Annotated in this window: 13 protein-coding genes and 1 riboswitch; of the genes, 7 read left to right on the top strand and 6 right to left on the bottom strand. The window is 34.5% G+C overall.

The features are described from left to right. The first annotated feature begins 115 nt into the window (after positions 1 to 115). Both MKY70_RS02105 and MKY70_RS02110 read left to right on the top strand, forming a co-directional pair. Positions 116 to 1,342, top strand: a complete 1,227-nt coding sequence (locus tag MKY70_RS02105) for an ATP-binding protein (RefSeq protein ID WP_341022925.1) — start codon at positions 116 to 118, stop codon at positions 1,340 to 1,342. A gap of 229 nt (positions 1,343 to 1,571) precedes the next feature. Next, positions 1,572 to 1,955, top strand: a complete 384-nt coding sequence (locus MKY70_RS02110; protein WP_033715352.1) for a hypothetical protein — start codon at positions 1,572 to 1,574, stop codon at positions 1,953 to 1,955. A 25-nt stretch (positions 1,956 to 1,980) separates the two neighbouring features. On the opposite strand, the gene MKY70_RS02115 is transcribed toward MKY70_RS02110, so the two are convergent. Further along, the gene (locus tag MKY70_RS02115) at positions 1,981 to 2,613 is read right to left on the bottom strand and encodes a cyclase family protein (protein WP_002091277.1); all 633 of its coding nucleotides are present in this window, start codon (positions 2,611 to 2,613) and stop codon (positions 1,981 to 1,983) included. An 85-nt stretch (positions 2,614 to 2,698) separates the two neighbouring features. Beyond that, a riboswitch (SAM riboswitch) is annotated at positions 2,699 to 2,811 on the bottom strand. Between the two features lie 149 nt (positions 2,812 to 2,960). Between MKY70_RS02115 and MKY70_RS02120 the strand changes: the two genes are divergently transcribed. Together MKY70_RS02120 and MKY70_RS02125 are read left to right on the top strand one after the other, a co-directional pair. After that, positions 2,961 to 4,070: a PRK06851 family protein gene (locus tag MKY70_RS02120; protein WP_088031342.1), complete on the top strand. Its 1,110-nt coding sequence runs from the start codon at positions 2,961 to 2,963 to the stop codon at positions 4,068 to 4,070. Between the two features lie 113 nt (positions 4,071 to 4,183). Next, complete coding sequence (locus MKY70_RS02125; protein ID WP_341022930.1) at positions 4,184 to 4,966, top strand: nucleotidyltransferase domain-containing protein; 783 nt, start codon at positions 4,184 to 4,186, stop codon at positions 4,964 to 4,966. Between the two features lie 134 nt (positions 4,967 to 5,100). Here the strand turns inward: MKY70_RS02125 and MKY70_RS02130 are convergent, their stop codons facing one another. Both MKY70_RS02130 and MKY70_RS02135 read right to left on the bottom strand, forming a co-directional pair. Next, positions 5,101 to 6,402 carry an MFS transporter gene (locus MKY70_RS02130; protein WP_088031696.1) on the bottom strand — a complete coding sequence of 434 codons (1,302 nt, stop codon included), beginning with the start codon at positions 6,400 to 6,402 and terminating at the stop codon, positions 5,101 to 5,103. Between the two features lie 141 nt (positions 6,403 to 6,543). Continuing rightward, positions 6,544 to 8,070, bottom strand: a complete 1,527-nt coding sequence (locus MKY70_RS02135) for an FAD-dependent oxidoreductase (protein WP_088031695.1) — start codon at positions 8,068 to 8,070, stop codon at positions 6,544 to 6,546. 578 nt (positions 8,071 to 8,648) lie between these two features. Between MKY70_RS02135 and MKY70_RS02140 the strand changes: the two genes are divergently transcribed. Continuing rightward, complete coding sequence (locus tag MKY70_RS02140; protein ID WP_002091268.1) at positions 8,649 to 9,734, top strand: fatty acid desaturase family protein; 1,086 nt, start codon at positions 8,649 to 8,651, stop codon at positions 9,732 to 9,734. A gap of 50 nt (positions 9,735 to 9,784) precedes the next feature. On the opposite strand, the gene MKY70_RS02145 is transcribed toward MKY70_RS02140, so the two are convergent. From MKY70_RS02145 to MKY70_RS02155, 3 genes are all read right to left on the bottom strand, one after another. Next, the gene (locus MKY70_RS02145) at positions 9,785 to 10,477 is read right to left on the bottom strand and encodes an amino acid ABC transporter permease (protein ID WP_002029538.1); all 693 of its coding nucleotides are present in this window, start codon (positions 10,475 to 10,477) and stop codon (positions 9,785 to 9,787) included. Between the two features lie 93 nt (positions 10,478 to 10,570). Further along, complete coding sequence (locus MKY70_RS02150; protein WP_002016697.1) at positions 10,571 to 11,365, bottom strand: ABC transporter substrate-binding protein; 795 nt, start codon at positions 11,363 to 11,365, stop codon at positions 10,571 to 10,573. 121 nt (positions 11,366 to 11,486) lie between these two features. Next, positions 11,487 to 12,209 (bottom strand): amino acid ABC transporter ATP-binding protein, encoded by a 723-nt coding sequence (locus MKY70_RS02155; protein WP_002029539.1) that lies wholly within the window; start codon positions 12,207 to 12,209, stop codon positions 11,487 to 11,489. Positions 12,210 to 12,418: 209 nt separating this feature from the next. On the opposite strand from MKY70_RS02155, the gene MKY70_RS02160 reads away from it, so the two are divergent. Further along, the gene (locus MKY70_RS02160; protein WP_088031694.1) at positions 12,419 to 13,711 is read left to right on the top strand and encodes a methyl-accepting chemotaxis protein; all 1,293 of its coding nucleotides are present in this window, start codon (positions 12,419 to 12,421) and stop codon (positions 13,709 to 13,711) included. Positions 13,712 to 13,863: 152 nt separating this feature from the next. Further along, positions 13,864 to 14,313 (top strand): arginine repressor, encoded by a 450-nt coding sequence (gene argR / locus MKY70_RS02165; RefSeq protein WP_033708744.1) that lies wholly within the window; start codon positions 13,864 to 13,866, stop codon positions 14,311 to 14,313. Positions 14,314 to 14,326: the final 13 nt, after the last annotated feature.

A 14,326-nucleotide genomic window follows, 5' to 3' on the forward strand; every position in this document is an offset into this window, starting at 1 on the left:
CTCCTTCCTTTTAGTATTAGAAGGTTACATGTTGCCCTGAAAGCAATTTCATAATTATAATTTAAAGAGATAACACTTGAAATGTTTTTTTGTATTGATCAAGAGGAGTTTTTATATGAACAAATACAAGAGCTTGATTTATGAAGAAAGAGAAGCTTTAAAAGTATTTATATTATTATTCTATATTATATTCTATTTATATGACGTTATCTATTATTTTGTTTATCCCGCTATGAATATTAATGAAGCAAGGGTAGGGTGGCCAGAAGGTGGTATGGGAATAGGTGTATATATATTAGTAATATCTTTATTTCCTATTTCAATATATCTTCAAAAACAAGGTTATGTATATTTTGTGAAATACTTATTTTTAATTGGGTACATGCTTGTTGATCTTATTAATAACTTAATGATTTATTTACACAGTGATCGTGTTTTTGAAAATGGAAATATGGTTGAAATATTTTTAATTCTATTTGCACCGATTTTCGTGAACAGAAAATATTTTTATTTCGTTTCCTGTAGTGTAATTGGAAAATATGTATTTTTTGCTTTGATATTACAAGATGTAAAAGTTGTGATTCCGCTTGTATTATGTATATTCTTTTTCATCATTTCGCATTCTTTATTAAAGAGATTTCAATCTTATGTAAGGACAGTTGTTGAGATGATGAACAGTATGAAAGAGACAGAAAATTTAGCGGTTATTGGGACTATGTCTACAACAATCGCTCATGAAATTCGAAATCCATTAACAGCTTTAAAAGGATTTACACAAATTCAAAAAGAAAGAAATCCTGAAGATACGATGAGCTATGAGATTATGCTGCAAGAAATTGAGAGAATTAATGGGTTTGTTAGTGAATTGATGTTATTAGGAAAACCGAAACCAACAAATTATGAATGGTGTAATATAGGGGAAATCCTTTTATATGTTGTACAGTTAATGGAAAGCTATGCGACTCAATATAAAGTTAAATTTAATTTGCAAGTAGATGGAAATTTACCCGTTATAAATGGTGATGATAAGCAATTAAAACAAGTGTTGTTAAACATCATCAAAAATGGAATTGAATCGATGCCAGGAGGCGGGAATATTCGGATTCTGGCATATGAAAAAGCTGGAGAGAACTTGTGTATTTCTGTTGAAGATCAAGGTCTTGGGATAGAAAATGAGAAAATAGAAAAGATCGGAAAAGCTTTTTATACAACAAAAGAGAATGGTACAGGTCTTGGATTAATGATTACATATAAAATTATTGAAGAACATCAAGGGAGTATCGCGATTGAAAGTAGTATGGGGATAGGAACGAAAGTGGAAATTTATTTACCAACAGTGTAGTGCATTAGACGAAATTACTTTTCAGAAAAGTGTTCTTGTTGTGTAAATATAAACATTTTATAAAATGTTTCAAGAAGGGTTTTTTTTATAAAAAACTTCGTTTATAATGGAGGAAAATATCGACATAGAGCTTTTAGCTCATGTAACGGTTCAGTAGTGTTATGAAAAGAAAAGAAGGGGTGCACGCGCATCCTTTTTTCTATGCGGATATGATGAAAGGGGTGGTATGATGGAATTAACATTAAATTCGACTGTATGTTTACACACGATTCAATTTCGAAAAGAGCAAAAGAACTATATTGTAAAAGATACGATTACAGGAGAGACATATGAAATGCCGCCACTTTGGATTGATGCACTAGCAATGATGCGTGACGGTTTTTTATTGGGAGAAATTGAGGAGAAATTAAAAGAAGAATATCCAGCAGAAGAAGTAAATATGGTAGCATTTACGAGGCAACTGTTAGAGCTAGAACTTGTCGAAATGGTAGATGGAGAAGAGATAGCTTGTACAAAGAAGAAAGATAAAGATTATTTAGCGTGGATACGACCAAAGGTGGAGCAATTCTTTTTTAACTTAAATAAAAAATATAAAAGCAAAGGTCAAAAGTGATCTTTGCTTTTTTTGTAGACCATGTTTAAAAAATAACAGCGAATGCCCTTGCGAAAGCACCGTCACTATTTTTAATTTTTAAAGGTGCTGCTGAGAAAAAGAATCGTTTCGCTTTAATGGCATCTAAGTTTGTTAAGTTTTCAATTAAGTAAATATTATTTCCTAACAGTATGTGATGAATCGGTGATGTTTCTGTCGTTACCTCATCAGGAGAAATAAAATCTAAACCGACAGATTTTACTTTTAATTGAACTAGTTCTTCAGCTAATTCTTCGGAAAGATAAAACGCTTCTTTCTCATAAGCTTCGGTATTCCATTTATTAGATAGATTGGAATGGAAAATGACAATATCGCCTTCTTTTATGTCGACAGTATGTAATACTTCCTTAGGTAATTTTCGCTCTTGAACATGAGTCACATCGATAAGAACAGCTTCGCCTACAAATTGATTTAGGGGTAATTGATCAATAGTGGTTGCGCCTGAAATGAAATGAGCAGGCGCATCACAATGCGTACCAACATGAACGACAGAATGAAAATTCGTAACTTGATAACCTGTTTCTTCAACGCTTGTAATGGCTTCTAGTTGGATTTTTGGTGTTCCAGGAAATTGAGACATATTATTTTCAAACGTTTGTGATAGATCAATTACTTTCATTTTACATACCTCCAATATATTTTTTTCAAATAATAAAAAGCCCACCCTTCATAATCAAGAAAGATGAGCTTTACATACTAGTTGAGTTTTATCTTCCAAAATGCAATGCATTTTGCAGGAATTAGCACCTATCCAGTTTGCATAAACTGAGGTTGCTGGGCTTCAAAGGACCGGTCCCTCTGCCTCTCTTGCTAAAGGTTTATTCGGTTTTAAATTCGGAATATTTGTGATATTTAAATTGTAATTCATTTCCTTTTTTCGCGCAATACAAATTAGGTGTTCACCCAAATAAAGTTGCTCGCATATTGTAGCTTATGTAAGTAGAATGCTGCGAAGGAGTGAGTGCAGTGACAGGGAATGTATTGAATTATTATGCCGGTGGAAATACAGCTAGAGGATTTCACAGCTTATACGAAGAGAATTTGAAGGGGCTAGACAGGTTGTTTATTTTAAAGGGAGGCCCAGGAACGGGAAAATCTTCTTTAATTAAGGCAATAGGTCGTGAATGGGTTGAAAAAGGATATGATATTGAACTTTTGCATTGTTCTTCTGATAATAAGTCAGTTGATGGAGTGATTATTCCGAAATTAAAAGTAGGAATTGTTGATGGAACATCACCGCATGTTATTGAGCCGAAAATGCCAGGAGTTATTGAAGAGTATATAAATTTAGGAGTTGCTTGGGACTCAGATAAATTAAGAAAGCAGAAGTTAGAAATTGAACGGTTTGTATCAGAAGCGGGAAAGGCTTTCAAATCTGCTTACGGATGTTTTAAAGAGGCATTAGTTATACATGATGAGTGGGAGAAAATATATATTAATAACATTGATTTTAATAAAGCAAATGAACTAACAGATCAGCTAATTCAGAAATTATTTGCAGATAAAAAGGGAAAACAATCGATTGTGAAACATCGTTTTTTAGGAGCTGCTACACCGAAAGGAGCAGTTGATTTTGTTCCTAATTTAACAGAAGGATTACCACATCGTTATTTTATAAAAGGACGCCCGGGTTCTGGAAAATCAACAATGCTTAAAAAGTTATCGAAGGCAGCAGAAGAAAAAGGTTTTGACGTTGAAGTATATCATTGCGGATTTGACCCGAATAGTCTTGATATGGTTATCGTAAGAGAATTAGGATTTGCAATTTTTGATAGTACCGCACCACATGAATATTTTCCAAGTCGCGAAGGTGATGAGATTATAGATATGTATGCTCTTATTGTTAAACCAGGGACGGATGAGAAGTATGCTACAGAAATTCGTGACGTTTCCATTCAATATAAAGCAAAAATGAATGAGGCGATGTCTTTCTTAGCAAAAGCAAAATCAGTTCGTGATAAATTAGAACGAATTTATATTGCTGCTATGGATTTTTCAAAAGTGGATGCATATAAAGAGGAAATTCAAAAAGAGTTTGAACGAATTACTGCTACTGTAATTGAAAAGAAAAAATAAGTGCTTTATTGAGCTGTCAGAAATTGTCTGACAGCTGTTTTGGTATATAGTAAAATTAGTCGTATATTTGTCGAATTTCCAAGGAAATAATCAAAAAATGGAGATGGTATGAAATGAGAGGGAAAATTGAATTAGAGTTAGAAAGAATTGAAAAAGAGAATGATGTGAAAATTTTATTTGCAGTGGAATCAGGGAGTCGTGCTTGGGGATTTCCATCGAAAGATAGCGATTATGATGTTAGGTTTGTTTATATACACCCTGTAGAATGGTATTTATCAATCCATGATAAGCGTGATGTAATCGAATATCCAATTAGTGATGATTTAGACATAAGTGGTTGGGATATTAAAAAGGCATTGCAACTATTCGCGAAGTCAAATCCAGCTTTACTTGAGTGGATTCGATCACCAATTTTTTATTCGAAAAACTCTAACTTTCCAGAGCAGCTTCAGCAAATGAGTGAAAAGAATTTTGATCCAAAAGCAACGATATATCATTACTTACATATGGCTTCAAAAAATTATCGTGAATTTTTGCAAGGCGAGAATGTAAAGTTGAAAAAGTACTTTTATGTATTACGTCCTATTTTAGCTTGTCAGTGGCTAGAAGAGAAAGGGACATTACCTCCAGTAGAATTTGACCGATTACTTATAGAACTATCTATAGAACGTAGTGTATTGAGTGAGATTGAGAAGTTGTTAGTAAAGAAAAAAGCGGGTACGGAATTAGATGTTGGATTGAAAGTTCAGGTGTTAAATCAATTTTTAGAAGAACAAATTAATTATTATCAGCAATATGTGAAAAACATTGAAAAGAGATTAGGGATTGATATTGAGAGTTTGAATACATTATTTCGAAATATATTGTTTGAAGTATATGAAAAAGAGCACAAGTGAGTTTGTGCTCTTTTTTATCCCGCATTAACGGGCAGTAAGACTCCCACCTCAAGATTCGGCTGGAGCGAAGAAGTTAGGTGGGAGGTCAACTGCCCGTAAACGCCCGATTGGTGAGGGCTGATTAAAGTTTCACTTTATTTTGTAGGAATAAAGAAAACAGATATAGCTGCGATAAGACCTGCAAAGGAGAATAAGTAAAAATTCCACGCCAAGTCATATTGCATTGTCATAATAATACCGACAAGAATAGGGCCAGCAATTGCACCAACTCGGCCAAGTCCAAGTCCCCAGCCTAAGGAGGTAGCTCGTATATGTGATGGGAAGTATTGTGTTACATAAGCATTTAATATTTGAGTAATACCGACTGATCCAATTCCAGCAAGACCAATTAAAAGATAAATGATTGTAACAGATGGTTTAATTGTTAATAGTCCAATACATATGGCTGCCATAAGATAGGAGATACTAATAACAATTTTTGCTCCTATACGATCGGCAATCGCCCCAGCAAATAATGCACCGATAGCTGCAGTAATATTTAGTATAAGTAGAAATGATAAACTAGATCCAAGAGGGTATCCTGCCTGGCGCATCATCTGTGGTAGCCAAGTATTTAAACCGTATATTAAAAACATTCCCATTATATAAGTGAGCCAAAAAAGTAGCGTTGCTTTTATGTAATCTTTTGAGAATAACGTAAGAAATCCATTTTTCTTTTGTATATTAGATGGTGTTTCAGGAATTTCATCTTTTACATGGAATTCAATTTGAAAGCGATTAAGAATTTTATTCACTTCTTCTTGTCGATTTCGCGATAATAAAAATTGAATGGACTCAGGTAAATAACGAATAATGAAAGGAATGAGGAGTAGCGGAATCATTCCGATGCCAAACATAATTCTCCATCCGAAATCTTCTAGCATAAACATGGATAAAATAGCGCCTAACACGATACCTAAAGGATAGCCGGTAAACATAAGAGCATAAATAAAAGATTGCCGTTTTTTGGGTGAATATTCAACAGTAAGTGCTGAAGCCGTTGGGATAACACCGCCTAATCCGATTCCTCCGATAAATCGAGATAACCCAAATAATTCAGGAGAAGGAGCAATTGCAGCTAAGCCCATTGTGATAGAAAAAAGGGCTAAACAGCATATAAGTGTCCATTTTCGTCCAATTAGATCTGTAATGGTTCCAACTAGAATAGCACCAATAAACATCCCAAATAAAGCATAGCTGGCAATTGTTCCAGCGTGGGCTGGTGATAGTGCCCAGCTTTTGTCTTCTAGGAGCTTTGGCAGAACGGCGCCGTAAATACCTAAATCATATCCGTCAGCTAGAATGGCTAGCCAACAAATAAAAACAACAAGTTTTGTAATAGAACTTGAAAAGATAGTTTCTGTAGATTCTAGATGAGGTGGAGCAGAAGGGTGCATAGTATTCACTCCTTTTATTTGTAGATGAATATATTATTTTATTTAATGTTAATATTTCCCTGCGTATGTCGAAATTTATATGAAAAGGTGTCATGAAAACAAAAAAGTTCAACAGGATTCCCGTTGAACTTCTTTGTTTTTTTATTCGTTATCAACTCGCTTTAATGGTTGATCTGCTGGACCTTCCATAACATCCCCATCAATTGAAAAACGGGAACCGTGACAAGGGCAATCCCAAGTACAATCACCGCTATTCCATTCAACTTCACAGCCGAGGTGTGTGCAAGTTGTATCGACGATATGTAATTTTCCTTCTTTATCTTTATAAGCACCTGCTCGTTTACCGTTGACATGTACAACAGAACCCTCGCCAACTTCAAGATTTTCTGGCTTACGTAATGCGGTTTCAATTTTTCCTTCAATTAAGTGTTTAGCAACATCAATGTTCTGAGAGAGGAAAGTTTTTATATCCGGATTTGCATGAAAGCGTGATGGTGCAAACAGTTCTCTATATGGACTGTGGACTCTTAGAATGGAGTCCTTCAGTAAATGAGCTGCTGCAGTTCCAGTCGTCATTCCCCATTTACGATATCCAGTTGCCACAAATATATTTGGATTCCTTTCGTTAATATGTCCGATATAAGGAAGCTTATCTAGCGTGATTAAATCTTGTGCTGACCATCTATAGGGAACTTCATTTACTCCAAAAGTTGCTTCAGCAAAAGAATAGAGTGCTTCGTAATGAAGCATCGTATTTATTCCTTGTCCTGTTTTATGACTCTCTCCGCCAATCAATATCAACTTTTCTCCATTGCTTGTCGTATAACGTATGGAGCGTTTTGGATCATCGATACTTAAATACATGCCCCCTGGATAATCCGTTTTTGCTTTTATTGCGAGAGCATAGGAGCGTTCTGCGTACATTCGCGTAAAGAAAAAGCTATTAGCATCATAAAAAGGAAAATGTGAACAAGAGACAATATATTTACAAGTGATGCGATGGTCACCCTTTGAAATTACTTGTGGATAATCTCCTTTTTCCACATCAATAGCTGTTGTTTGCTCATAAACCTTTCCGCCCATCTCCACAAACTTTTCTAAAAGTACTTTTAAATAAAGGAGGGGATGGAATTGCGCTTGATTTTTCATCACAAGTGCAGATTGTACGGGAATAGGAATCGACAGGGATTGAACATAGTCGCAAGGAATATTTAATTTTTGATAGGCTTCATATTCTTTCGTTAAATTTCGCAGGCCATTATTGGTAGTTGTATATAAATACGAATCTTCATTTGTGAAATTACAGTCGATTTTATATGTTTGTACAGTCTCGTTTATGAATTGTAGAGCTTTACTATTTGATTCGTAGTAAAGCCTGGCTTTTTCAACACCAAAATTGTTTATTAATTCATCATAAATAAGATCATGTTGAGCTGTTACTTTTGCGGTTGTATGCCCAGTTGTTCCATTTAAAACAGAACCAGAATCAATTAAAACGACTTTCATTCCTTCTTTAGCGAGTAAATAGGCGGTGGTAATGCCTGTAATACCAGCTCCGATAACAGCAACTTCTGTCTTTATATTTTCGGATAAATGAGGAAAAGTAGGAAATTGAGTAGATTCAATCCAATAGGATGATGGTAACTGCGGAAATGTGTCATCTGTCATTTTGAAAACCTCCAAATTAGAACAATTTTCCTTTTAATATTTCCATATTATATGGAATTCATGTATGTTGTTTTCGTAGCGTTCTATTCTTACTAAACGAAAGAAAAAATATTTTAATATAATTATTTTATTGGGGCAGTATGAAGAAGTAGGATTTATATAAAGCTAAATTCAAGTGATTCCATTTGTTGATTACATAGAGAGTTCTTGAATAAGATAGAGTCTATGTTGTTTAAGTGGATATGTATATATACCTGATAAAGCCTTATGAAATCTATGCTTTTTCTTTAGTGAAATAAAGTATAATTATAAAAATATAACCAACTTTTATTACTAGGTCATAAAAGTTGTTGACAATATAGAAATTCTATTGTTATGATTCATCATGTGGAAAGGTTGATAGAGAGTAAAAAGAGAAATGTTTTTCATTGATAATAAAAGCGAAAATTAAGTGACGATAGAGTGAGTATATTTTCCTTATGATAAATGCTTTTTGGATCACGTAGTAAAATCAATCTGGAAGCAAGAATTGATATATGCAAGTTGCGCGGGGCGCGGCATAAGAAAGGGGCAAAAGGATGAAGGAGCTTCATACGTTTGGGTGGTATGCAGCACGTGTAGCACCACATTTGCCGAAAAAAGCATTTAAACCAGTTCCTAATCGATTATTTGGTGGACTGGCTTATTTACTTGTGGCATTGGCTGGTTTAATAACGATCGGTGTATTTGAATTGAATGTGTGGGCAAATCTAGGAATTGCAATTGTTCTTGGATTATGTTTTGCTTCACTTGGATTTTTAGGACATGAAATTTTACATGGAACAGTTGTAAGAAAGGCATGGCTTCGTGATTTTTTAGGTGCGATAGCATTTATGCCATTATCAACTGGCCCAAAACTTTGGAGAAAGTGGCATAATGCAACGCATCATGTTCACACACAGCATGAAGAGAATGATCCAGATGCATGGCCGACATTTGAGAAACTGAAAAAGAGTAAGTTTTTGAGTTGGGTATATCGCATGCCTCTTCATGTACGTTCATTCTTTAGTTTCCTGTCACTAACAATTCAATTTACGTTACATTCGACTCGAATGTTCTTTCATTTTATAAAAGAATTTAAGTCATCCAATCAAAAATCTGTATGGCTTCAACTTCTTTTGCCCTGGACAGTTTGGATTAGTTTATTGTTTATTATGGGACCTACAAAGTGGTTCTTTGCATACGTGATTCCGTTGTTAATTGCTAACTTTATTGTAATGGCGTATATCGCAACAAATCACCGCTTAAATCCTATTGTTCCAGTAAATGATCCTTTAGCAAACTGTTTATCAGTAACAGTACCGCGCTGGGTAGACGTTTTACATTTCAATTTCTCATACCATACAGAACATCATCTGTTTCCTGCTATGAGTTCTAAATACTATCCATTAGTAAAAGATAAAATTAAAGAAATGTGGCCGGAACGCTATCACGAAATGCCGATGACAAAAGCTTTGGCAGCACTTTGGAATACACCACGTGTGTATTATCACGGAAGTGAATTAGTTGATCCGCATAGGGAGCATTTCTATGGTTCTTTAGGAAATGGATTGGATCCTCATAATATTTCATATCGTGAGGAACATATAGAGGAAAAAGAGACTATAAAAAAAGTAAATCAATAATAGACATATTTTACGATGAAAAAGCAAGCTCTCTTAGAGCTTGCTTTTTGTTATAAAGAGACTTCTTTCTTATTCTTCGTCTTGACCTGGACAGAGTTATTTTCTTTTCGTTGAAGTCGTTTTTCTAAAAGATTAACAAAATAAGTAAATAGAAGAACAAGTACGAGGTAATATAAACCAACAATTATGTATGTATCTAATTGTTGGAAGTTACTTGCAGCAATTGATAAACCTGATCCCCATAATTCGGACAATCCTACGTAAGCAACAAGAGAAGAATCTTTTAATCCAATAATAAATTGGTTCCCTAGAGGGGGAAGAGACAGACGAAATGCTTGTGGTAATATAATTCGGCGCATAGCTAAAGGGTAAGGCATACCTAAAGAGCGAGCAGCTTCCAATTGTCCACGGTCAACGGACTGAATGGATCCGCGGAAAATTTCAGTAATATATGCACCGTTATGAATTGCTAAAGCAATTGCTCCTGCCCAAAAAGGAGTGAAGACAATAATCGATGTAATACCGAAATAGAGAATGGCAATTTGAACAATTAAAGGTGTACCACGAATAATGGCGATATATACATGAGCAATACTATTTAAAATCTTATTGTTAGAGATTCGAAAAAAAGCGAATAGTAATCCAATTAGTGAACCGAGTAATAGGGATGTTAGTGTTAATTGTAATGTGACAATAGTAGCCTTTAAGAGTGTGGGATAAGTAGACATAAAAATTTCAAACATATGTGTCACCTCATATTGTATGGATTTTAGTAGGGAATGAAATACCCCACATAAAAAGTGGGGCATAATGTATGAAACATTTGAATAGCTAATTTACTTCGTTTTTTCCTCTTCACCGAGAATATTACGCCCAAACCATTTTTTACTGATCTTTTCATACGTACCATCTTTAATGATTTCATCTAAAGCTTTATTTACTTTCTCAACCATTTCTTTATCATCTTTACGAATAGCAATTCCCATTTCATCAAGATTTAATGGTTTTCCAGCTTCTTTTATATTTGATTTACCTTCTTTGATCATACGTAAACCGACCATTTGATCAGTGATTACTGCATCAATACGTCCAGGCTCTAAGTCCATAAGTGCAGTAATATCGCTATCATATTCTGTGATTTGATCTGTATGTTTTGCAACAAGGTCTTTAAAGGTACTAGCTTTTACAACACCAATTTTCTTACCTTTCAAATCTTCTGGAGAAGAGATAGATGTATTCTTTTTAGCCACAAAAATTTGGGCACCAGAACGATAATAAGGATTGGAGAAACTAACAGCTTTTAAGCGTTCTTCTGTAATTGCCATACTGCCCAATATAGCATCATATTTTTTCGATTGTAGACCTTGAATTAGCGTTTCCCATGGATTTGTAATAGGAGTGGGTTTCATATTCATTTTTTTCGCAAGTGCCTCACCAATTTCCACATCAAAACCGGCAAGCTTTCCATCATTTTCTTTATAGTTAAAAGGTTTATATAAGCCACTCATCGCATAACGAAATTCTTTTTCACCATTTGAAGAAGTAGTAGCACTTTCCTTACTACAGGCTCCTAGTATGAAGGATGTACATAATGTAATACTCGCAACAATGGTTAATAGTTTTCTTTTCATAAAACCCCTCCTATATATTGATCATACGGATGGTTTTAAGTATGTTACTGAGATATTTTATTTGGACAATTAGTTGTGCACCGTATGGATGTATTTCTTTTCATTTGAAACAGAAGTTACATTATAAAACGTTACGTAAAAATTGTTTTGCTCGTTCATGTGATGGAGCTGAAAAGAATTGTGCTGGCGGAGCGTCCTCTACAATCTTTCCGTCATCCATAAATATGACGCGATCAGCTACATCTCTTGCGAAATTCATTTCATGAGTAACAATAATCATGGTCATTCCTTCTTCAGCAAGTTCTTTCATAACTTGCAATACTTCTCCAACAAGTTCAGGGTCTAAGGCTGAGGTAGGTTCATCAAATAGCATAATTTTAGGATTCATAGCAAGAGCTCGTGCAATCGCAACGCGTTGTTTTTGACCACCTGAAAGTAGGTGAGGAGTTACATCCGCCTTATCTTGTAGGCCGACTTTTTGTAGGAGTTGATTCCCAACATCCTTCGCGTCTGCTGTCTCCAATTTTTTTACGTGAATAGGTGCTTCTATGATGTTTTCTAGTGAGGTCATATGAGGAAAGAGGTTAAAGTGTTGAAAAACCATACCGACATTTTCACGGACTTTGTTTAAATTTGAATGCTTTGGATCAATTCGTTCACCTTGTAAGTGAATTTCACCTTCATCGTACATTTCTAAAAAGTTAAGACAGCGAAGTAATGTACTTTTGCCGGAACCACTGGCGCCGATTAAAACAACAACTTCTTTTTCTTTTACTTCTAAATCAATTCCTTTTAAAACATCAAGTGATCCGAATGATTTTACTAGATTTCGAACTTGAATCATACAAAACCCCCAGTCAAAAATATATTTACAAATGTTGCCCCGTATTTCTGTTATTAGTCATAAATTGTCAGAATCCTTTATTTTTTTCGTATAATTTGATATTCAAAGAAATAATGGTTTTTAAAATCCCTATATCTTTCTATAACGAAAATATGGATAATAATATATAGGTAGTACTTATATTGCTTATAAGAAGGGGGAAAGAAGAGATGGGAAAAGAAAGAAAAACATTTTCTTTTGGCTTACGTACACAACTTATGCTATTCACTACAGTTTTAGCTTTAATTACATATTCAACAAGTTTAATTTTCATTTACGTTATATATGATTATTTTCAAAGTTATGTAAGTCAAACTGTTTATAATATTATCGTTATGTTATTAGGTGTAGTATGGTCTGGAATTTTAGCGTATGGGGCAGCAATATTTTTAATTAAACCACTTCGAAAGTTGGAAGAAGCAGCAAGGAAAGCGGCTGAAGGTGATATTCGTGAAGATGTCCCATTGCCAAAGACCGATGATGAGATTAAATCTTTAAGTGTTGCATTTAATATGATGCTAGGGAACTTAAGGGGCATGGTAAAAAATATCGATACTACATTTTCGTATACAAATAATCAAGTTCAGCAAATTAGAAAACAAACAGGTGAAGCGACAAAACAAGCACAAGATGTGTCTGAAACTCTTGCGGAGATTTCTTCCGGTGCCGAGCAATCAGCGGCATCGATTCAAGCGATCGTTTCTACTGTTGATACAACGACTTCTATTGCAAATGAAGTAGAAGGAAAAGCAAAACAGTCTGACGAGTTGTCTTCAGAAATGGTTCAAGCTTTAGGACAAAGTACACGTGTATTTACTTCTTTAATTCAAGGTATTCAAACATTGGCGAGAGAAAATGAAGATTCGATGGAAAATGTACAGAAATTAGAAGAGCGAATGAAACAAGTTGAACACATTGTTTCTGTTGTGAGTGAGATTGCTACCCAAACAAATTTATTAGCACTCAACGCTTCTATTGAGGCAGCTCGTGCAGGAGAGCATGGAAGAGGCTTTGCGGTTGTAGCAGAAGAAGTACGTAAATTGGCTGATGAAAGTGATCATTCCGCAAAAAACATATCGCAGTTATTACGGAATATGCAAGATGAAGTACAGCAAGTCGCATTGAAAATGACAGAGCAGGTGAAGAAAGCTAAAGAAGAGGCGAAACGTGGAGAAGTTACAGAATTAATTTTAAAAGAAATGTCATCAAGTGTTATGGAAGTAGCCGATGCAACCAAGCAAATTAGTAGTTATATGAATGAACAAGTGAGTCACATGCGTCAGACAGGAGCACAAACAAAAGCTGTAGCAGCAATTGCTGAGGAAACGTCAGCTGGTTCACAAGAAGTGACACGTGTAACGAGACAACAATCGAAAAACATGGTGGTAATCGATCGATTATTAAAAGACTTAGAGAAGCAATCAGCGGATTTAAAACAAACAATTGAACGGTTTTCAATGTAAAAGAGAAGAACAGAATGCTGTTCTTCTCTTTTTTAGCTAGATTTAATATCTACAGTTAAAAAGTATAAACTATGAACGTTTCCGCAACATTCTTTTCTGTCCCTTTCGGATGAAAATTATAGCGAGCTATAATATTAAAAGGGGTGTCTTTTATGAAAAAAGAAAAAAGACAACGATTAATTAAACAATTTGTAAAGGAGTATGAAATAGAGAAGCAAGAAAGATTAGTAGAATTGTTAGCAAAAAAAGATGTATTAGTAACACAAGCTACAGTTTCTCGAGATATTCGTGAGTTAAACTTAACGAAGGTACCTTCTCAAGAAGGATTAATGATATATAAATTTTTCTCAGAAGAGCATTTACAAACTGATATAAAGTTAAAGAAAAAATTACGAGAGGTTGTTGTAAAAATTGATTGTGTAGATCAATTAATGGTTATTAAAACATTACCCGGTAATGCACATGTTATTGGTGCTTTGTTTGATGAGTTAGATTGGAAAGAAAAAATAGGATGTATATGTGGAAATGATACATGCCTTATAATTTCTCAGTCGAAATCAGATAGGGAGATTTTAGAAGAAAGGTTAAATTTAATTATTTAGATGCAAAATCCTG

Origin of the sequence: Bacillus sp. FSL R9-9492 (assembly GCF_038007365.1) — a bacterium.
Lineage (GTDB): Bacteria > Bacillota > Bacilli > Bacillales > Bacillaceae_G > Bacillus_A > Bacillus_A mycoides.

Coding starts and splice junctions, on each gene's coding strand:
- MKY70_RS02105 (WP_341022925.1), top strand. CDS start 116: ATGAACAAATACAAGAGCTTGATTTATGAAGAAAGAGAAGCTTTAAAA.
- MKY70_RS02110 (WP_033715352.1), top strand. CDS start 1,572: ATGGAATTAACATTAAATTCGACTGTATGTTTACACACGATTCAATTT.
- MKY70_RS02115 (WP_002091277.1), bottom strand. CDS start 2,613: ATGAAAGTAATTGATCTATCACAAACGTTTGAAAATAATATGTCTCAA.
- MKY70_RS02125 (WP_341022930.1), top strand. CDS start 4,184: ATGAGAGGGAAAATTGAATTAGAGTTAGAAAGAATTGAAAAAGAGAAT.
- MKY70_RS02130 (WP_088031696.1), bottom strand. CDS start 6,402: ATGCACCCTTCTGCTCCACCTCATCTAGAATCTACAGAAACTATCTTT.
- MKY70_RS02135 (WP_088031695.1), bottom strand. CDS start 8,070: ATGACAGATGACACATTTCCGCAGTTACCATCATCCTATTGGATTGAA.
- MKY70_RS02140 (WP_002091268.1), top strand. CDS start 8,649: ATGAAGGAGCTTCATACGTTTGGGTGGTATGCAGCACGTGTAGCACCA.
- MKY70_RS02145 (WP_002029538.1), bottom strand. CDS start 10,477: ATGTTTGAAATTTTTATGTCTACTTATCCCACACTCTTAAAGGCTACT.
- MKY70_RS02150 (WP_002016697.1), bottom strand. CDS start 11,365: ATGAAAAGAAAACTATTAACCATTGTTGCGAGTATTACATTATGTACA.
- MKY70_RS02155 (WP_002029539.1), bottom strand. CDS start 12,209: ATGATTCAAGTTCGAAATCTAGTAAAATCATTCGGATCACTTGATGTT.
- MKY70_RS02160 (WP_088031694.1), top strand. CDS start 12,419: ATGGGAAAAGAAAGAAAAACATTTTCTTTTGGCTTACGTACACAACTT.
- argR (WP_033708744.1), top strand. CDS start 13,864: ATGAAAAAAGAAAAAAGACAACGATTAATTAAACAATTTGTAAAGGAG.